12 protein-coding genes and 1 pseudogene are annotated in these 19,610 nt (G+C 55.3%); 6 read left to right on the top strand and 7 right to left on the bottom strand.

The window, feature by feature from the left end:
- Window positions 1–127: 127 nt before the first annotated feature.
- Window positions 128–361 carry a hypothetical protein gene (locus R5H23_RS04510; protein WP_317214563.1) on the top strand — a complete coding sequence of 78 codons (234 nt, stop codon included), beginning with the start codon at window positions 128–130 and terminating at the stop codon, window positions 359–361.
- An 86-nt stretch (window positions 362–447) separates the two neighbouring features.
- On the opposite strand, the gene R5H23_RS04505 is transcribed toward R5H23_RS04510, so the two are convergent.
- The 4 genes and pseudogenes from R5H23_RS04505 to R5H23_RS04490 form a co-directional block, all read right to left on the bottom strand.
- Window positions 448–3,972 carry a Hint domain-containing protein gene (locus R5H23_RS04505; RefSeq protein WP_317214562.1) on the bottom strand — a complete coding sequence of 1,175 codons (3,525 nt, stop codon included), beginning with the start codon at window positions 3,970–3,972 and terminating at the stop codon, window positions 448–450.
- An 89-nt stretch (window positions 3,973–4,061) separates the two neighbouring features.
- On the bottom strand, window positions 4,062–4,385 hold the full coding sequence (locus R5H23_RS04500) for a hypothetical protein (RefSeq protein ID WP_317214561.1): 324 nt from the start codon (window positions 4,383–4,385) through the stop codon (window positions 4,062–4,064).
- A gap of 175 nt (window positions 4,386–4,560) precedes the next feature.
- Complete coding sequence (locus R5H23_RS04495) at window positions 4,561–5,100, bottom strand: hypothetical protein (RefSeq protein WP_317214560.1); 540 nt, start codon at window positions 5,098–5,100, stop codon at window positions 4,561–4,563.
- A gap of 242 nt (window positions 5,101–5,342) precedes the next feature.
- Window positions 5,343–5,996, bottom strand: a pseudogene (locus tag R5H23_RS04490) (helix-turn-helix transcriptional regulator).
- A 190-nt stretch (window positions 5,997–6,186) separates the two neighbouring features.
- Between R5H23_RS04490 and R5H23_RS04485 the strand changes: the two are divergent.
- Complete coding sequence (locus R5H23_RS04485) at window positions 6,187–6,438, top strand: hypothetical protein (protein ID WP_211510326.1); 252 nt, start codon at window positions 6,187–6,189, stop codon at window positions 6,436–6,438.
- A 382-nt stretch (window positions 6,439–6,820) separates the two neighbouring features.
- On the top strand, window positions 6,821–8,047 hold the full coding sequence (locus R5H23_RS04480) for a hypothetical protein (protein WP_317214559.1): 1,227 nt from the start codon (window positions 6,821–6,823) through the stop codon (window positions 8,045–8,047).
- Window positions 8,048–8,724: 677 nt separating this feature from the next.
- Here R5H23_RS04480 and avs1c read toward each other — a convergent pair.
- The 3 genes from avs1c to avs1a are packed head-to-tail and all read right to left on the bottom strand — an operon-like array spanning window position 8,725 to window position 16,005.
- A complete protein-coding gene (gene avs1c / locus R5H23_RS04475; RefSeq protein ID WP_317214558.1) occupies window positions 8,725–8,991 on the bottom strand; it encodes an AVAST type 1 anti-phage system protein Avs1c in 267 nt (88 codons plus the stop codon).
- 20 nt (window positions 8,992–9,011) lie between these two features.
- A complete protein-coding gene (gene avs1b / locus R5H23_RS04470) occupies window positions 9,012–14,819 on the bottom strand; it encodes an AVAST type 1 anti-phage system protease Avs1b (protein ID WP_317214557.1) in 5,808 nt (1,935 codons plus the stop codon).
- The gene (gene avs1a, locus R5H23_RS04465; RefSeq protein ID WP_317214556.1) at window positions 14,812–16,005 is read right to left on the bottom strand and encodes an AVAST type 1 anti-phage system MBL fold metallo-hydrolase Avs1a; all 1,194 of its coding nucleotides are present in this window, start codon (window positions 16,003–16,005) and stop codon (window positions 14,812–14,814) included. The genes avs1b and avs1a overlap by 8 nt, the downstream gene beginning before the upstream one ends.
- Before the next feature lie 478 nt (window positions 16,006–16,483).
- Between avs1a and R5H23_RS04460 the strand changes: the two genes are divergently transcribed.
- The 3 genes from R5H23_RS04460 (at window position 16,484) to R5H23_RS04450 (ending at window position 19,377) form a co-directional block, all read left to right on the top strand.
- The gene (locus R5H23_RS04460) at window positions 16,484–16,672 is read left to right on the top strand and encodes a hypothetical protein (RefSeq protein ID WP_317214555.1); all 189 of its coding nucleotides are present in this window, start codon (window positions 16,484–16,486) and stop codon (window positions 16,670–16,672) included.
- 844 nt (window positions 16,673–17,516) lie between these two features.
- Window positions 17,517–18,086, top strand: a complete 570-nt coding sequence (locus tag R5H23_RS04455) for a hypothetical protein (protein ID WP_317214553.1) — start codon at window positions 17,517–17,519, stop codon at window positions 18,084–18,086.
- Window positions 18,079–19,377 carry a HEPN/Toprim-associated domain-containing protein gene (locus tag R5H23_RS04450; protein ID WP_317214551.1) on the top strand — a complete coding sequence of 433 codons (1,299 nt, stop codon included), beginning with the start codon at window positions 18,079–18,081 and terminating at the stop codon, window positions 19,375–19,377. Before R5H23_RS04455 ends, R5H23_RS04450 begins: the two co-directional genes overlap by 8 nt.
- The last annotated feature ends 233 nt before the right edge of the window (window positions 19,378–19,610 follow it).

Here is a 19,610-nt window from a genome sequence, read left to right as displayed (position 1 = left end):
GGTCTTTTCGGGCAATGGGACCCAATTTCCCCATCAAGACAAAGACGTTGCGTGGTTCCCCGGTCGTTTCTGACGGTCTGCGGACGCACGAAATCCCTTTGGATGGGGGCTATTAAGGAAAGACACCATGACACCCTCTGGATCCTCCGGGCAGACATCGTTCTCAGCCGGCTTCAATCATGTGGTCGAGGCGCAGCTTCTGGTGCGGCAGGTGGTTCTGCCGTGCGTTAAACGTGCAATGGACGAGGTGTATCAGGAGGATGACACCCTCAGTCATCCACTCGAGGGCATCACGCTTGTTCTGGAAGACACGCTGCTGCGCCTTGAGCGTGCCGTCAGCTGTTTTCAAAATCGTTCCTGAGGACAGACAGGCGCTCCGAGAGGAGCGCCTGTCTGTGTCTTTCTCTGCAAGGAGAGAGCGTCGTCTTCATCAGGAGGGAAGCGCGACTAGCTTGCGGATCGTCTCCGGGCCGCAGGCGTCACCGCAGAACGCAAGCGCTCATCGACGCAGCTTTCGGTGTGATGACTCTGAATATAGGCCTTGCCGTAACGCGCCGCTGCGGCATGAAGCCTGCGTGTTTCATGCAGTTGGACAATGCGTGCCGCGATACCAGCTCCGGTGTCCGCGATAAGTCCGGACAAGGCCTGCGGAAGATCAAGACCTTCAGCGGCTATGGACGTCATGATGCACGGTACACCGGCTGCGAGACTGTCCAGAACCTTGCCTTTGACACCCGCACCATAACGCAAAGGGGCGACGGTCAGCCGTACGCGATCAAGCACGTTTCGCAGATCCGGAACGGCGCCGATGACGTCAACATTCGGTCCCGCCAGACGCGTGATGCGTTCCGGCATCTCCGCTCCGGCAATCACGCAGGGGATGTGGGGGGTGGCTGCCCAGATCAGGGGGAGGACGGTTTCGACCAGCCAGACGGCTGCATCGATATTCGGGGCATGCGAAAAATTCCCGATGAAGGCGATGCCGTGACGGCGGTGGAAACCTGGCACGCGTCCTCGTGTCCGAACGTCCCAGGGTACCCGATGAACATTGACGCCTGAAAGGTCGCGGCGCAGGAGAGTGGCTTCGACGCTGGAATGCGTCAGGACGGCATCAGCCTGACGGGCGGCCGAATACTCCGCTGCCCGGACACGCAACGCCTGGGCGTGAAGCTCGGGCCTGTCTTCGTGGATGGCCTGACGGCTGAGACGCAGGTGATGAAGATCCGCAACGCCGTAGAGGACATGGGCTCGTCGCTGATAACGGCGTACAAGGGGCAGGTAGGCGGTGGCGATCTCCTGGCGGTGAAGATACACGACGTCAAAACTGTCAGCCTGACGACGCAGAACGTCTTCGACGGACGAGACGAACGGAGGGCCAAGAACAGTGATGTCAGACGGCAGAGTCTGGCCCTGTTGTGCTGAGCCATCCGCACTGACGAGCGAGACCGCATAACCCAGCCGGATCAGGGCCCGCATGTGAGACAGGATGGCCACCGAACCGGCATCCCGCCTCTGATCGGGGATACGGCTGTCGATGATCAGGGCACGAGGAACAGGGAGCTCGGCTTTGATCAGACCGCGGCGTACTTTGAGGTTTGTCAGTTCGGTCCCCGCGCGACCGGACTCACGCTCGGCCTGGGCCTGCTTCAGTGTCTCCGTCTGTGCGAGCAGAAAAGACAGAATATTGGCCTGTGTCTGAGCATCCTCGGCCGAGGCCACCGCCTGACGGAGCAACTGTGCCACGGCGGGATCAAACCGGTTCGCCGCCTCGATCACGACGGGTGAGGACAGGAGGTGGCCGTCAGTTTCGCGGCGCACTTCGAGAGTATGACGGCGATGAGGCGGAAGAGGGGGACTGAACAGCACGTTAAAGCCGCAGAGCTCTGAGGCCTGCCCCGTTTGGGCAACATCCGGGCGTCTGGCATTCGCGACAGTGCGGGATGCAAGCTGACCATTCACGATGATCTGGATGGCTACCGGTGTGGCCAGATCATCCGGAGTGCAGATCCAGCCGGAAATCCTGTCCCGTGAGGCGATATCGATCCAGCCTCGAGGTGGCCACGCCTCTGACGACAGTGTGGGGACCTCCTGCTGGAGATCCAGGATCCAGGGCGTATGGCCCAGCCTTGTTTGGCTTCCCACGGGCTGTATGTCGAGGATATGGCGTTCGTTCGGGGAGAAACCACCGGGTATGGTGATGCTGAACCCGTAGGGGCCGCCCACATCCGGACGAGGCTGATCCGCAATAATCTCCGCAACCGTTATGCCGTTATCGGTAAGGCGCAGCCGCACGGGAGTATCTGACAGGGGATTGCGCGCCCAGCCTGTCAGCCCTGTTCGTGTGACCGTATCAAGATAGCCTTCAATGGGACCATGATCTGTATTCGGAGGCGTCTTCAGTCCCGCATGGGCGTTCAGGCGGGAGCGGATCTCCCCCAGATGCTGTCCTTCTTCCAGGCGTGGGGCGCAGTACTGGGGCAGGGACTGTGCAGCGGTTGGATACAGGGCCTGATACTCGGCGGCATTGTGGAACATGCCGCGGGAGCCATCATCGATGAAGCTTTCTGACGGCGCACCTTCCGCAAGAAGAACGTCATGGCTGTCCAGTTCGATATGGAAATAGCTGACCTCGTCCATGGCCTGCGCCTGAAGAATGGTCACGCCGTTGACGAGAAGAACGGCCGGGATCAGTACGTTCTCGAGAAACATCGCATGCAGCGGTGAGACAGACAGATCCCGTCGTGGCAGGCCGTTTCCCAGACTTCCTGACTTGAAGACCACAGGCAGAACGTCACGATTGCCTGACGCAAACCGGCCGGAATAAGACCGTCGGCCGATCCAGCGGACAGGGCGGAGGGCGCCAGACGCGGTCCGGACGAGATCACCAATGTTCAGGTCTTCGACGGCGGCCTCGCCCTCTGCCGTTGAAATCAGTGTGCCGCGGCCGTAGCAGGGCGTTCCGTCTTCAAGGGTGATGAGCGTGCCTTCATTATTGTCCCCTGAGATCGTCAGGGAGGCATGGTCATAATCGCCTGTCAGTTCAATCGTTGTCGTCAGGGCTCCGGACGTGAGGGTGAGGACATCTCCCGAGAGAGACGCAGAAACATCTGCGTTTTCAACGTCAATCGCGCCGCCATTCTCGATCGTTATGCCCATCAGTGTCGCCGCTTCTGGAAGGCCGGCAGCCTCTGTATTTCCAGACAGCACCAGCCAGCCTCCGTTAGCGACAGTGACATCGGTCGCAGAGGCCCCATCACCGATAATCGCCGAACCTCCCGCCTCGATCGTCCCGCCAGAGAGGATGCCTCCCGTGAGGACCGCAACAGCTCCGCCTGACTGGATGTCCGCATCCGTAAGGACGCCCTCGGGGAGTAAAATGGCGTGGACGCCTGAGCCCAGGACGGCTCCACTTACGGGCTGATCCGTGGTGGACATGCCGGAGACGGTAACGGGGTTGGTTGATGAAAAGAAGAAAATGCCCGTCGAAACAACGTGTCCGCCCGGGGCAAGCATTGTGTCCGTGACTGTTCCTCCAGGGGTGACAACCAGAGTTCCTCCGTCCTGAATGTCGGTTGCACTGGCCGTCCCCCCAGATGCGACTGTCTCGAAAGCGCCAGAGAAGAGAATGCTGCCGGTTGTGATCCCCGCGCTGACGACACTGAGGAGGGCACCGCTTTGCACATGTACGGACGATGCAACACCGTTCTCGCTGATCACGGCTTCGGCGTCGGCGTCGATTGTGCCTCCGGAGACGATGGCTGATGCTGCGTCGGTTCCGCCTGCTGCAAAAAGAAAGCCGCCTGCGCTGACAACGGTCCCAAGGGCCTGACCGCCTGCCATGACATATTCGTTGCCACCAGGCGCCAGTTCAAGATCCGAGGTGCTGGCCCCGGAACCGATATAGACACTGTCACCATCACCGATCGTGACAGTGTTCAAAGACTGACCTGAGGACAGAAAGGTATCGGACATGGAGAGCAACCTTACATTTTGGGCGTGAAGGCGTCGTGTTTCAGGGGAGGCATGTCATCAGAGGTCGTCCGATGCGGTTCAGCGCCGGATCATTGATGGACGAGGACGGGCGTGCAGTGGGGGGCTGACACTTTGGGGGGTTCTGTAAGCAGGCCTGGCGTCATCAGCGCAGAGCAGGAAAAGACACGTCCACGCACGGTTGTGGCTGTATAGGACAGTTGCTGCCCGCCCAGTCCGTCGGGGCTGGTGGCCTGAACATTGCTGACTGTCAGTTCATCGGAAGAGGCCAGTCCGATCATCTGTGCTGTTGCAGCCTGCAACGGCACGATCGCGTCATTGGGCTGCATCTGTGTGCAGCCTGCCATCATCAGCAAACCAGCCAGTGCGAGGGGATATTTTGAGGGTGTGTTCATGGGCGTGTGTTCCTTTACTTATGTCCGACAGAAATGAGGAAAACCATTTCGAAATCGGACCATTTGGCTGTGTGGGCGCGTTCAGGCAGCAGGCCCTGTGAAGGATCCGGCTCTGCCAATCCTTGTGTCTGGAAACTCAGGGTCTTTGAGATCTGACGGGTCGAAAAGCGTCAGGTCAGGTGTCAGGACCTTCGGGCGGGGACATCTGCGTCTGATCCTGCGAGATCGCCTGCACCTGTTCGTTCTCGAGATGCGTGGCCCGCCAGAGCAGGGCCGGGGCGATCAGGAGAAACACAGCACCGATGGCGGGCGTGAAATAAAGCTGGAAGGTCGAAAAGAAGAAGAAAAATCCGCTTGTGGTCGTCTGGGCGGATTGCAGGAAGATGTAGATCCTGACCAGGCAGAACAGGGACAGCGCATAGCAGGCGCGATCGCAGTAATGACGTGGGACATTGAAGCTTGCCCGTACCCGGCTGAGGGTGGAGGCTGCGAAAGCGGCAACCGTGATCCAGAGCAGTAGGCCAAGAACATGAAAGCCGCTGAAGCCAATCTGCTGATAGGACGCCATATCGCGTTCGACATGGCGGTGGGCACAGGGCAGAAGTCCGGCCAGAATGACACAGATCACGGAGGCGATCAGGAGGTCTTCAGGCCGCCGTGCAAAGAGCACAAGCCGCTCTTTGATCTTCTCGAAGTCGATATCTTTCTGGTCCATGACGCTCTCCGAAACAGACGTTCCGCATGCTCTCGTGAAATGGCGAAAGGGCAGGAGGAGCGTTACAGCTCGGTCAGCGGGTAGGGGAGAGAGAGGATAACGATCATGGCGGTCTCCTGAGATACCCGATAGGGCGGTAAATCTCAGGCCATAATAGGCGACGAACCGCCTTAGTCAATGATTATTCGTATATAGAATGGCGCGATTAATCACATAAGACGTTTCTATCTGCCTGGGCAAGCCTAACTGACCAGCGGTCCGCCTGACCAGATCACTTCCCCCAGAAGTGTCAGGGCCTGCGCTTCGTCTGGTGAGAGATCCTGCGGGGGATAGCGATCATGATCTGCGAGTGCACGGATCCCGCCGCCCAGACGTCGCTCAAGACGACGGATGAGAATGTTGCCCTCGACGCGTAAGGCAAAGACAGCACCGCCCTAAACGTTGATGCTGGACGTATCGATCATGGCGAGGTCGCCCTCCCGCAGGGTGGGTGTCATGGCATCGCCCGTCACGCTGATCAGTCTTAATCCGGTCGTCTCACGTGCGACGGTGGCTTCAAGCCAGGCTTTGCTGACGCGCAGACCCTCATCGCGATCATCGATCCAGGGGATGACAGTCTGGTGGCCGCCACGCGTCGGGGCTTCAGAGGAGCCTGCTGCATGAGACGCTGTGATGGGGGCATCCCCAACGCCGAAAGCAAGCCAGTCCAGGGAGACGCCACAAACCCGGGCGAGGGATGCGACAGCCGACAGCTTCATCTCACTACCGCCCATATAATCCCTCAGGGTCGTATAGGGGACGCCTGCGGCCTTGGCTGCGTGGGTGATGCCGATGCTTTGGGCGGCTTGACGCAGGCGCTCGCCGCGCTCGCGGAGGAGGGTGAGTTGGTCATCCATGAGGGGGCGCTTTCGGGGGCGTGATCGGGCCATGCAGACATCCTGAACCAGAGATGTCTGTATTTAGGCGAAAATACGCTTGAATATATAGTCGGATAAACGTATGTTTCTGCATCAAACGGTGACGCGGAGCCTCGTAGGTCATCGCGGGATGCTCGCATATCCCGACTGTTCTGTCCAAGGGGTTTTCATGACCGACGATGCGCATGGCCTGTCCCTGTCCTCTCACCGGGACCCTCGACTGGAAGAGTTGCACGCAGGGTTGCATGAGGTGGTGCGACTGGTGGAACTCGAGCATTATCTGCTCCGCAGCAGGCTCGATGGTCTGAAAGCCGAGAGTGAGGCGGCCCATATTCTGGAAGGCGTCATTGTTCTGGGCGCCGTGCTCAATCAGAAGCTCGCGCATCTTCTGGGGATCTGCCGGGAGGTCGGGCGGCTGTGAGGCTTGCGCGATAAGAGCAAAGATTGGTGGCTAATCCGCGATTTTTGAACGCGACAGCCTGACACTTGCTCGGCGTTGGGGTGGAGATGTGTGTAGATTCCGGACGTGAGTCGTAGGGCGGATAAATGTCGCTTTTTTGGGGGGGGAAACGGACAGTCCGGTTTCGGGCAAGCTGACAAAAAACATGACATCTCGCGCCTGGCATGATTGGCCTGTTTACGAACAGGCTAGGTTTGGACCACGCAAGCGAGATAGCGACTAGTTGCTGACGGCCAGTTGAAGCATATAATGTTCCCGTGGGATCGATGTACACATTGGCTGCTGACAGCCCCGCCGCCTGATGAACCTCGGTTGCACATTGTCAAAGGTGGGAAATCGGTAAGTGGACGTATCCTATAGGAATGTGATTGCGATCTGTAGAAATACGGGATGCGGCGAACGAATTCAGGTGTCGATCGGCCGCTTCATCGGTGGCATGAATGATTGCGGCAGTTTCGTCATCTCTTGCGATGGCTGCGGAACGAAGTCCTTCATGGCCGTGACCAACCCGAGCGACGCATCCCGGGTCGTTAGCGGTGGGAAGGTCGTCGCTATGTGGAATGACGATCTCGAAGACATGCACGACGTTCTCGTAGCGCACGGCCTTTCCTTAGACGACAAATTTTCAGATATCTTGCCACTCATACAGAGCGACCCAAAGGACGACGGCGCTCTGTTCGATCTGGGAGACCGGGCGATCTACAAATGCCAAGCATGCGATGATGACATTGAGGGCTCTGCTTACCAAGAACTCACACTGGCCCTAGATGCTATCAATGAGGCGCTTAAGCATCACTTCAATTCTTACATGAAAGGACACGAGACCAAGGCAGATGCTATCCGGGTCGACGTCGAGGTTCGATGCAACTGTTCTACGCACGAAATGTCGTTTTTCCATAATTACATCGAGGCAAACGGCTTCCCTGACAAAGCGTCTAAGTTCATCTTAGCCGGGCCCGATGACACGGCACGTTTGCTAGATGTCGATGGTATCTACTCGCGCGACGAGTGCATCCAAATATTCAAGAAGCTTTTATTGAGATGGCGCGCTAGAAATCAAGTCGTGATGCTGGTTGTGCCATTTATCGGTCTAGATTATGCTGGTCGAGAGAAGGACCGGATGGACCTTTGGAATCTCGTCCTAGGGCACACGGAACCGCGCCGGACCATGCTCGTCACGCGCCGCGGAACATGGAATGGCTTCCTGCAAGCGGCGGAGCACACCGGGCTGGACATCGCCACGCTTCGAAAGTTCGGTATCCTCGCTCCAATGCTCGAGCAACTCGACTCGGACGATGCGTTCTTCAAGCAGCAGTCACACGCCAAATTCTACGCTGCGATCGGTCTTGAAACGACAGAAGTCCTGAGCGGGTCATTCAACATTCACAGCGGCGGCTATGCTGAAAATTTGATATTCAAGACGTACAAGACGCCTGACTTCATGTCGCGATACCTACTTCCGCTGGAAGTTATTTTTGACCTCGAGCAGATCAAAGATGAGCGTCAGATCCTCAAGATTCGCATCCAAGGTGGGACTGTGCTGTCGAGTGCCTCCGAGAAGGTCACATAGATCCTAGTTCGGCGACCACAATGGGGGGCAGAAGGTCTGCTCTTCGTTTCTATCCGCGAGTAGCTGACACTTATTGCTTCAATATGCAGGGTAAACTAAATTTCCAATTGCGAAACAGATGGGAAATTTAGAGTTTTGAATTAAGTCTGCCTTTGTCCGTTCGATGTTGCGGGAGAAAAGCCTTTTTTAAATGTTGAGGCGAATGTCCGGTGTGCTTTCAGATGTGTCGCCTCGATCATCAGGTGTTTGGAACGGCCAGCCCACTCCACCAGGACGACAAAAATTCTGTCAAAGATACTCAAGCTGCTCCACTGGCTCAAGCCGTTGTATAAAGTCTTATAAGGACCGTAGATTTTCGGAGCATCTTTCCATTGAATTCCGTTAAGGGGCCCTCAAACCATGCCGCTCAGAGCCGCCTGTCGTCCCCACGCCATATACCCAAGGAAAATGCGGCATGATCAGATTTATCTGGCGTCCAGAAAGTAAAGACACGTTACTCCCAAGCCGCACTCCTTTGGCAAGCTTGTGAAACACAAAAAAATCTTAGCTCAACGAATGAATAGTTTCTGGCACTAGCTTTTACCCAATGAGACCGCGCCGGTACTCTACACTCTATATCCCCGGCTTCCGGCCACGGGCTCAGTCACGCGCTCTGGCTTGAACGCGCGCTAAGAGCGCTATTCATCTCCGACAAAATCTTGCGCTTCCTCTTCCTGAATGCCTATTTTGAAATCCGCTAACTGAAACATCGTGTTTGCCTGCAGACGCGTCATTTCGTCAACACTGAGAAAGTCTAGTCGACCGTTTGGTAGATGCCTGAGTTTCAACAAGCTCTCTAATAGGCTTGACGGAATGTGCATCTTGCCGGTTTGAAGCACTTCACGAAGAAAGTTAAATCGAAGCTCGAACTCCGCCCGCGTTTTGGGTGTGTCCATTGTTTTCATTCTAGGGTTCATGGGTAAACCTATATTGAACAACTCATAATTCCAAGCGGAATTCCATTGATCTCGCACGTCCAGGCGATCTCAATACCTGGGGGCAAGCGCAAAGCGCCACGCTTGATTGCTAAATAGCACCCCTCGTGCTCCGGACCTGCACCGTAGCTTTCGGGTGCCCTGCCAATTCGCCAATTCGCGCGTGACAAATCGCTGCCGACCGCACCAGTCATTCGCATAAGAGCCGCCGAAGGACTCGCTGGCGTAAAGCTGCCGAAGAATGCAGGTCGATATTTCACTTTAGCGCAGGCCTCCATATCCAACGCGGACCTCGCTTCTGGAAAATCCGTCGACAGAAATTCTGTGGCCGATGATGGAAGAACAGGGCTCACATTCCACCGATGGAAGAACGCGGTCATCCGAAACAGTCGGCAATGCCTTCCGTCCCAAATGCGTTCGAAGAAATCCAAGTAAACTTCATCTCCCTTCATGGGCACAAACCCGCCTTCAGGTCGCGTCAATTTGGCCATCCAGACCTTGGCGGGAGACGAAAACCCGAGAATTCGGAATCGCCTTAGCTGGACAGGGTTGTACGGCCGAAATATTTGCTCAACACGCGGTAGAAGCGCCTTTGAAATGATAGGCAACACCGCTACCTGCAATGCAAAGCGGACCTTCGCCTTCCATCTGCCTAAAGGATGATCCGAGCGGTCCCTGAAACCCTCAGCCAGCAGTTGCTCCAGCTCAATGCTTGTCTCAACCAAGAGAGGGGCACAGGCTTCCCGAATTTCATTCGCCGCCCGCTCGGCGAGGGCTGACGTTGCAAGACCCATTGCGGCCAGTTCGGCCCATTCGTCCTCAACCACATGCGCCCATGCTGGGCAAGGTACAGCAGAGGCATCGGCGTCGCCATCGACTGCTTGAAAAGCAGTCGCTTGCAGGCTCTTCAAGGCTTCGGTCGCACTTGACGAACTCTTGCGAGCAGCGCGATCCGCTATCCGCATCAATACTGCAAGACGTCCGACGTGTTTGCAATTACGCTGAATATCGGCAAGGTCGATTGTCGGTGCCAACCGATCCCAAAGCAGAGTGGCGTTCGACGCGGACAGTTGATCGAGCACGCCACAGAGAACATCGGGCAGATTGCCGGTAGTCATTGTGAAAGCATTAGCCCCCAACATCGGGACATATTGCGGGAAGCTTTCAAGAAGCCATAGAAGAAGTTCGGCAGCCTTGTCACGCCGTAGCCATTGCGGATGGTCCACAGCAGCAAGCAGAAGTTCGACCAAGGCGGCTGACGCGTCCGATGCAGAGACCTCATCCAAGAATCCGTATTCACGTGCCTTCGCCGCAGTATCGCCAAGCATTGTCTCAACATGTTCAACGGTCTGCCAAATTAAGGCTGCGCGCTCGTTGGGCGTCGCAATAGATGCAAGTCGCTTGATCAGATGGTCGGCGCGACGCCACTTCTCATCATATCGCTCGTTGAGAATGAGCGGAGAATAGAGTTTTACGACAGCGTCTGCCGACTGGGCCTGCAGCAGCAGGATGTTCTCCGCTCTAGCTGCACTTGACAAAGGTTTTCCCCAGATTGACCAACCACCTTGCTGAAGGTGGCCCAGCGCAGCAATCGCTTCTGTGTGAGCTGCTGATATACTCCCTCGTGCGAGCAGCCTTTCGGCGCGCGCCAGTGCATCGTCCGCCTCTCGGATCGATCCTGACGTTCCAAACATGCCTGGCATGACGAAAGCGTCCCGCACCGACTCGTCAGCCGCCTGATTTTCCTCTTTTTCTTCGCTGGGTGTGTCGTGAACGACCGCGAAGCTCGTTACCTCGGGAGGTGTCGCCGCAGTTTCACCTGAGTGCGATATGTCGCCAAAAAGCTCTGCGAACGCCTCCACCACTTCTTGCTGCAGGTTGTCCCGCAACGAAGAAATGAAATCCTGCCGCTGTGTGACGTCGAACTCAGACTCGCTGATAAGCTTCAGGCGATGAAGCATCAACCTCTGAGTGTCGCTCTGACTGTGCGTTTGCGTCATCAAACGCGCGTACGCTTCTGCTGATTTTTTCAGATGCCGGTGATCACCGAACTGGTAGATCTCCAATAGCGCCCAGCACAGCGGCCAATGCGCGCTAGGTGTTGCCGATTCAAGTATTCGGTACAAGGCATCCTGCTCATCCAGCGCACAACCGGGGAAGCGGTTGCCCCTGAGAGGGGAAACCCGATCAATGCTTCCTTCCGTAGCTTCTGCAAGCAGCTGCTCTGCCGTCCCACAGGTTTGACGTTGAAAGTAGCGCACCGCGCCTAAAAAATCTCCCCGCTGACTGAGAACACCAATGAGTGAAGCCTTGTCATATCTGACAAAGCGCTGGAACGTCATCTCGCCGCCCGCAGCCTCCAGGTTCCCCGCGACGCGGGACAATAGACCTTTCTGCAAGACCTCATCCCGAGGAACGTGCTCCAGTGCCCCAGTCATCAACGATAGCTGATCCTCTTTGTACCAACTCGGCCCCATCGATACAGCCAAGACGGCTTGGTAAGTACGATAGGCTTCCTCCATCGCATCGAATTGGGCAAATATAGGAACAAGAGTCAGCAGTTCGGGGACCAGTTCATATCGATTTTTCACGTTTGCCAGCACATAGTCCCGCCAGCGTTGAAGTAATCCAAACGCTTGATCGCCGACTGCTGTCTCCAATGTCATCCGGCTTACCTCTGACAGGAGGTTTGCCAAGATAGTCCGGAACCCTTCGGAATAAAGGCCGCACTGATCCTCGAAACGCTGCTCCACAAAGGACAACATGTAGCCGATACGCTCGGGAAATACGTTGACAAGCAACCCCACTAATCTTTCGTAGATATGGGGGAAAACTGCCTCAGGAAGACCGTAGCTGTCTTTCCATTTCACTCGATGCTGCAGCAAGAATTGCAGGTGCTTGAAGACGTGCTGCTCAAGATTAAACCATACCTCATCCAAGCTCGCCCCATCGTCACAGTCCTTTGCGCGCCGCCCGGATCCATCACACCACGCCAGAGCTCGACAAAGCAGGTCCACTCCATTCCCCCAGTCATCCGGTTGAATCTCTGCGGTCTCTGGGCAAGGAATATCATTTTCGAGAAATGACGCCAGTCGCCAATGCGCCATCCGAGTGGTGAACAGACTTACGTCCATCTTGACGTTGTCTGTCGCGATGAACTGCACAGGACCAAGCTGACCAAAGTGCCCGTCAGTAAGAACTCGCACAAGTGCCACTGGTGCGCCCAGCGCCACCAAGGCATCGACCTCACCAAGGTCGGGCTTATTGTCTTGCGTCTTGTGATCTTCTCGGAGCGATTGCACGTCGGCAAATATACTTTGCAGCAAACTCCGACTAGGAGCCACGCCAAAATGCTTACAATACACTTGATAGCTGGCTAGGAGTCGGATGAGAATCGGCTCCAACAGGGTTGTTAAACTTGGAAAGTGTTCCCGCAAAATGGACACAGGTATGTACTGCGTCGCAATGCACGCCATGCTTGCGCCAAAATACCCAGTAAGTTCAGACAAGCATTGTTCGCGAGCGACTTTGTCTGAGATGCTATCCCTGATGCCTTCCGCCGACGATCCTTGGAACATCATGAGCTTTTGCATGGCGCCTTCGTCACCGGCCCGGCTCTTGAGAAGAAGCAGTTGAACCCTAAACTGAAAGAGAATCATGAAGTTCGAGATTGTCAGCCCCTGCTTGGCAAGTTCCCACTCGATCATCGCTTCGGCTTTTTCGAGAAGATCCAAAGCAGTCGCACTCTCGTTTGTCGCTATCAATTGCAGCGACAAACGCAAGGCATCTTGCAATGGTATAATTAAGTGGCCATAGCGAACCGCATGCTGCACAGCAGCCTGTGGCTTACCAAGAGCTAGAAAGGAATCTGCAGCCAAATCCGCCGACTGAGCTAACAGAGTATCGTAGCGAAATTGAAGGCGCTGGGTAAGCAGAAGGATGCGGACAGCCTCGACCAAGCTTCCTTGGCGCGTCGCAGTTGCCAAGGCCTCGTTCACGTCACCGAGCAATGCGTCCGGCTCGGCTCCCAACGTAACGCATCGGTCAACCCAATCCTGCGCGCACATCGTCACTGTACGCGCCTCCTCAGATGGGCCGCTTCTGAGCCCGTGGTAAATGATATTGAGCGTACCATAGTCGGTATCCGGACGCGACGCACAATACTCCAGCAACCGACGTTGTACGTCCAACTCTCGCAATGCAGTCTTCTCAATTAGGAAGTCAGCAAACGATGCGTGATAGATGGTCGTCTCGTCGTGACGTAGCAGCAGGTGTTGGATCCGAGCGAGCGTGCTCACGAGCGCCAACCTCTCTGCCTCTTGCAGGATTTCAACAAGCTCCTGTGTTGGAACTCCCCATCGCAGGCGGGCAATGATTGCTAGCAAATTAACGGCCTCTGGATCCACCAAGAGCTGGGGCCACAGTGTCTCGTAGTACGTGCGAATGCTGCCGTTAATCAACGGCAACACAGCAAGATGTTCGTCATCTGTGCCGCAATTCGCCAGATCAACGAGATACCGAAGATAAAGAGGGTGGCCTTGCCCTCTCTCGCAAATGATGCGGACCGCCGCAGCGGATACTCGTTCTGGGACAAGGTTATCCAAGCAAAAGGCACGCGCAGATCTTGGCTCCAACGGGGGCATCGCAATGCATGACCCACTTTCGATCCTTGAACCCAACGCGGTAGAAAGATGAATGTAGCTGGGAGCCGAAAACGCAATGGACACGCCAGCAGGCATCCGAGATGGCAACAGCCCTATAAACTGGTCAAGTGTTCCTTGGCCCAGCTTTGCGACTTCGTCGATGGCATCCACGAAAATAACCGCCATCTTTTCTTGAGATACATACGACTGCCCAAGAATTTCCAGAAGTTCCGATACTCCAACAATGAGTTCTGGGTAGCTCTTTGCGGAGACACGTCCAGTTCGACCGGTCAGGTGAGACGAGACTACAGTGTTGAGCCAGTCGAAGAACACTTCAGGTTGGGCCAGGTGCATCGGACTGACCGCCCCTCTATGGGGGGTAAAACTGTAGGTTTCGAAATGCTCAAGGCTCGAGTTGAGTGGACGATACCGGTCGCAAAATGTTGATTTGCCAATCCCATGGGCACCTTCGATGAAGACATATCCATGACTCGAAGTGCTGACAAGCAACTCAAATTTCTCGGTGAACACTTGACGCGCTGCGAGCACTTCGCCGTCAGCCTCTTGCTCTGGGAGCTCCTTAATAGGTATGGCGTGCGTTTGAAGAAAGGCCGACATTCTGGCGACAGATATAGCACCCAATGATTTGTCAATTGCAACGCGCAACATGCCTCGAGCATGACCGCCGCAGATGAGCGGAGCGCCGGAGATACCAGCATAGTTGGTCAGTGCGGACGACATATCTACGTGAAGATCGAGATCTAGATTTAATCTCGGTGTGTCGAGAACTTGCGATATTGAACCTTCCAGCCTGTGCCCGACGGAGAGCTTCGCTACTGGAAAGCCAAAGGCTGTGAATTGGCTCCCTTGTATTGGGAGCTTCTCATCAAGAATAATCGGAGCAATGTCGACCTCTCGGGCGAGCGCAAGGATGCATACATCAAGGCTCTCATCGTCTGCAATCACGCTCGCAATGATTTCGTTAGAGGCCGATTCATGATCGAAATGCACGCTAATCTGTGCCTGAGTAGAGATCGCCTCATACACACAGTGACGAGCCGTGATCACTCGGGAAGGTGTGACCAACCATCCGGTCCCAGTGTCGCCGTCACATTTAACCTCGCAAGTTGCAAGCTTAATCTGGGCATCAATCATCTGTTTGTCCTACAATCTCGATCCAATCCGTAGCATTGTCATCCACGATAAATGGTACCCCGCTCTTAGAAACGTGATCGCGAAGTAGGGCTGAAGCTGGTGTTGGGTAGTTGAAATAAATTGTGCGGGAAAACGATGCCGGCCGGTCTACAATGGCCGTAAGCACTTCGATGTCAGGATGGCCATGCGCATTGCCGTTCGACGAAACGATGTACCTAGGAGCATCGACAATTCGGAGCAAGTCAGGACTTGTGTTGCGCAGACTTCCGTGATGGGAAATCTTAATCACGTCAAAGAGCATTGAGGCACCGTTTGACTGGAGCGTCTGGAGCGCTGGAACAATATCCTCTGCCCAAGCATCTGCGAGCATCAAGACACGAGCGCCGCCAAGTTGAATGATCGTCGTGATTGAGCTGCCGTTCGTGATTGAAACGTCGGGATCGTAGACTTCTTCGAGGGTTTTTCGCTCTCGAGCTGACACATGGATGGGGCGCGATACGGCACTTTCGCCTGCATGCTCGCAAATCAACTCGAAGGCATCGTCTATCTCGTCGCCCGATCCTGTTGGGCCGCTGTATCCCATTTGACGCAGCCGCCCCTTCCACCACTTCAGAAGTCCGTCGAGGCGTTGTTGCGATGGGCCAATGACGCGGATATTGCCTCCCGCAAATTGGAACACGGGTGTGCGTTCGACGGCAATACTCGTCGTACCGTCATGATTGTTCCATCGATACCCGCCACGGCGTATCAGCGAGGCAAGCGAACTCCCTTGACGCGCGCTGATTTCTTTGGGGTCGTTCGACAATATATCGACATGCGCCGGGTGCCCCCGTCGATTAATTGCGTCGAGTATCAAGCGATCTTCTGGCCGAATAGGCGCGTTGTTGACCGCAGTCAGGCTGCGCAAACTATTGTGCAACACATCTTCGATACCAACTACCTTCGGCTCGGCAGATTTTTCGTTTACCGCTAGAAACCGGATAAGGCCAGAGATATGATCTGCGTCAATGTGACTTGCGATGACCAGATCCAGACGCTCGCCTCTCAGTGCGATCTCTAAAAGATCCGACTGAATATACTCATCAAATGTTCGGGCATAGCCACCATCGACAAGTACATTTGATCCTGCGGCACTGAGAAGAAACGCGTCCCCATTTCCAGCAGGGTAGATTTTTATTCGCAACATATTAGTTCTCTTTTGAGCGAGGCTATCATGCGCGGGCCTTGGAAATTTTCAGGCCGCCCTTCAATGACGAGATCGATAGAAGTCGCCATACTTCAATTTATGCAGATGCAGCCAAGGAATAGTAAACTGTATACGGTGCACCAACCCACTTTTGTCTCGAGATCGACCGTCTGCGCCTGATAATTCGGCTTGAGCTCGGGGGTTTTTAGTCCAGATCATTGTGCTCTCGGCAGATTGTAGAGAATAATAATACGTGGAATCAATATACTATTCTTTAGTCAGACAGTCAGAGCATACCATACAGCCGCAAAGTTGCGGGACGCGATCTTCGTCGAACAACCGCCAGAAGCCTTGGCTGAATGGCTTAATTACCCCAGGGGTCATCGCATCGTCTATGACCTCGCCAAGGTAGGCAGTATTCTGCCGCCAAGCGGCCTGGCTGACCCAAGCGTCCCCAGCGATGACCCTATAGTCCTTCGTGCCGGTGAAAGTTAGCATCGCGATCCAAGACTTCAATCTCATGGTTCCTCAGCCGCGTGACCGTAAATGGGACGATGCCCTAGAACTCGGGAATGAAATGTTTGGGTCGGACGAGTTTATTACCTTGATTGTTGATGCCCCCGATGCTCCATGCCAGATCGGCATCGCCGCGTCGGTGATTGACTGACCAGAAGCACACGCTTCCCGTCCCGGCTTCGATGGGTGAATGCTGTCACATCGGCAAGAAAGTCTCTGACGCCCTTATGGTCGGCAGCGGGGAAGGCTTCTTTGAAGTCAAGAGTTGGCCCCTCACACCGCGCATAGACTACAAGGGCTTTGATGTCTTCTAGGGAAATTGCATCAAGTGGCTGTTCAAGCATGTCTTATGATAGCACATGTATTCTGACGATTAGATACGCAATAGTTGATGATCTGCTAACGGCCCACGTAGGCCGCTAAGTTCTCGTTCAGTCACCATGTCCGCTATCGGAAATGCAGGTCGCCGTGCCCTACGTCCGACATGTAGGCGTAAGCAGACCTGCTGCTTACGCCTACATTTCAGATACCCAAGCGGATGTGATGGTTTCCCGAAAGCCGACATTGTTAGGCGAGTAGCGATATACTGAGTTTGGGACATTGCAGCCGTTCGCGTTCATGGCCGAAAATGGCAGGTTCATATCCAACATCCGCCATTCCCAGAGCCGCCAACGATCCGTCGACGAATGCACGACACTGGCCGATAGGCGACTGACCGGATGGGAGCCGGATTACAAGGATACCTGACACTCAGCCGGAATCGGTTGCCGACCAGTTGTCGCCAAAGGGCATGCATCCCATCCCGGGGATCGGCACCATTTTCGTCGGGGACGGCGCGATGCAAGATGGCATCCATGAACTGTTCCTTAGAGAGACCAGTCATTTTGCTTCCAAGGTCGAACGTGCTGCACAAAGCATTTCTAGTGGCTCCAAGGGTAGTTTGATTTGTCATCCCCCAGGTATAGGGATGAGAGAAGCAAGAGAAACTGTCGACGGTGATTTGGGAAAGCTACTACTGGAAAGAGCTGCTGTTAAAGATGGCGGATAGGATCGAGAAATATAGTCAGAAGGAAACGCTCACCGAGCGTCAGAGCGCTCAGTATGAGCACGACCTGTTCATTGGCTGTTACTCCGTTAGGAAGCTATTCGAATCAACCGCCAAAGTGAGCGACGAGACACGGGCGACAAAGATGTCGCTGGACTGGTTTCCTAAGAAGCCAGACGCGCCTATCGTCGACTGGTATAATCGAAGCGAATTCTGGGAACTTTACGACCTAGAAGACCGACATAAGGAGCAGCGCGACGCGCTGTTTGTCGCCCATCGCCTTATCCATAGCTTCATTGTGGTTGGGAGCGCAGCGTTCGAGGGAGACATGAGTGGAGATCTCTTTACCAGCGATCGGGATAAGGAGGAGCGGCTGTATTTCATCCCCACCTACGAAACAGTCGCTCTTTTCTTGGCCGTTGAAAGGGATTATCCCGACTTTGTGACATGGCGCGACGAGAAGACGGGCGAGCGGCTTTGGAAAGCACCAGCATCGAAGGGATCCGTGTTGGATGGGTAGCTACTGCGGAATCCACTTTGACAAGTTGAGCATCTGTGAATCTAAATCCGAGGTGCCCGGTGATTGGGCTGCGCTCTTTCAAGAGCGAGATAGGCGCGAAACGAGGCCAACCCAAGAGGTTGGCGCAGATCCCGACCTTTGTGTCGAATATGCGGCGAGCCGCGATGTTATCCTACGCCGCTTATCGATTCTAGGAGCAACGGACGAGGCCGTTCAAAGGGCGTTCGAAACTTGGCTCACTGAGGAACAGGAGCAATGGCGAGACAACACTGAGGGGTGGTCCGACCGAGAAGCAATGTCTGAGCACGCGGCAAAGATGCTGAAGGGATTGAACGGTCTGACCTATCAGGAATGGTGCCGCTTTGCCTCAGGTGCGCTCCGCATCGCCAACTATGACCGGATCCAAAGCGATTTTGCCAGCGACCCATTCAGGAAGCAGTTTCACGAACTCGACGATGGTTATCTTTGGTTCGCTGGCTACGGCTCCCATCTAGGGTTGCGCGCGCTGCTGGATGCGGTGTCGGATATAAAAGAAGTCCGCCTCGATATCAGCGATCTTCTTGGCGAATACGTCGACGAGCATGAGCCAATCTGCTCGCGGGCGAGGGAGAATGCACCGTGTCAACTTCAGATGCTCGCTCCCACTATGGTCATGGCTGAGGGGAGCAGCGACCTGACCGCGCTCAGGCTTGGGCTAGGGGCGATGCACCCAGACCTGATGGATTATTTCTCGTTCTTCAATCACGCGGAGCTATCCGTAGACGGCGGCGCGAACTACCTCGTAAAATTCCTCAAGGCGATTGCAGCCGCACGATCCACGTCGCGCATTCTGGCGATCTTCGACAACGACACTGCGGGCATCCAGGCCTACGAGCTGGCGAGAGCCTTGAAGCTTCCGTTTAATATCATCGTTACGCGCTATCCCGACAGCGACGTGGCCAAGGCGTATCCAACCGTGGGACCGAGTGGTCCAGCTATCTTAGACGTAAACGGGCAAGCGGCAGGAATAGAGCTTTATATGGGGCGAGAGGCGCTCTTAAGCAACGGCGAACTGAGACCGGTCAGGTGGGCTGGCTACGTAGCGTCAGCGGGGAAATACCAAGGTGAGGTGGATGGTAAGGGCCAAGTATTGGAAGCCTTCCGAAAGAACATCGCGACGGTAGAAGGCCCAGAAGCGGCGCGAGCCTCGTTCCCTGACTTGGAGCGAGTGTGGCAGCACAACTTCGATCTGGTGCAAGAGAATTCAGGCTTGGCTTACCTGCGGACTGTGAAACGCCTCGCGGAGGTATGAGAGCGCTTGTCAGAAATCGGACTGTACCGTTGTATTTAACCACGACGGTGTTGTCTCGGCCCCGGTCATAAGCAGAGTGTTCGCTCATAGTCGCGCAAACTTTTCACTTGAACGGCTTGGATGGGCGCGCAGCCGACCGGCAACCATCCAGCGGACGAAGGTCCGGTTCCGGCGTTAGCGGACGTTCTGGCGGCCGCACCGGAACGGCTTGAGCTGGTCGATAACCGTCTTAA

Origin of the sequence: Gluconobacter sp. GP1 (assembly GCF_032913585.1) — a bacterium.
Lineage (GTDB): Bacteria > Pseudomonadota > Alphaproteobacteria > Acetobacterales > Acetobacteraceae > Gluconobacter > Gluconobacter cerinus.
The sequence above is the reverse complement of the archived record's forward strand: the minus strand, read 5'-3'. Positions and strand labels throughout refer to the sequence as shown.

What these genes read in the sequence shown, in the direction of transcription:
- R5H23_RS04510 (WP_317214563.1), top strand. Translation starts at nt 128, where the DNA reads ATGACACCCTCTGGATCCTCCGGGCAGACATCGTTCTCAGCCGGCTTC.
- R5H23_RS04505 (WP_317214562.1), bottom strand. Translation starts at nt 3,972, where the DNA reads ATGTCCGATACCTTTCTGTCCTCAGGTCAGTCTTTGAACACTGTCACG.
- R5H23_RS04500 (WP_317214561.1), bottom strand. Translation starts at nt 4,385, where the DNA reads ATGAACACACCCTCAAAATATCCCCTCGCACTGGCTGGTTTGCTGATG.
- R5H23_RS04495 (WP_317214560.1), bottom strand. Translation starts at nt 5,100, where the DNA reads ATGGACCAGAAAGATATCGACTTCGAGAAGATCAAAGAGCGGCTTGTG.
- R5H23_RS04485 (WP_211510326.1), top strand. Translation starts at nt 6,187, where the DNA reads ATGACCGACGATGCGCATGGCCTGTCCCTGTCCTCTCACCGGGACCCT.
- avs1c (WP_317214558.1), bottom strand. Translation starts at nt 8,991, where the DNA reads ATGAAAACAATGGACACACCCAAAACGCGGGCGGAGTTCGAGCTTCGA.
- avs1b (WP_317214557.1), bottom strand. Translation starts at nt 14,819, where the DNA reads ATGATTGATGCCCAGATTAAGCTTGCAACTTGCGAGGTTAAATGTGAC.
- avs1a (WP_317214556.1), bottom strand. Translation starts at nt 16,005, where the DNA reads ATGTTGCGAATAAAAATCTACCCTGCTGGAAATGGGGACGCGTTTCTT.
- R5H23_RS04450 (WP_317214551.1), top strand. Translation starts at nt 18,079, where the DNA reads ATGGGTAGCTACTGCGGAATCCACTTTGACAAGTTGAGCATCTGTGAA.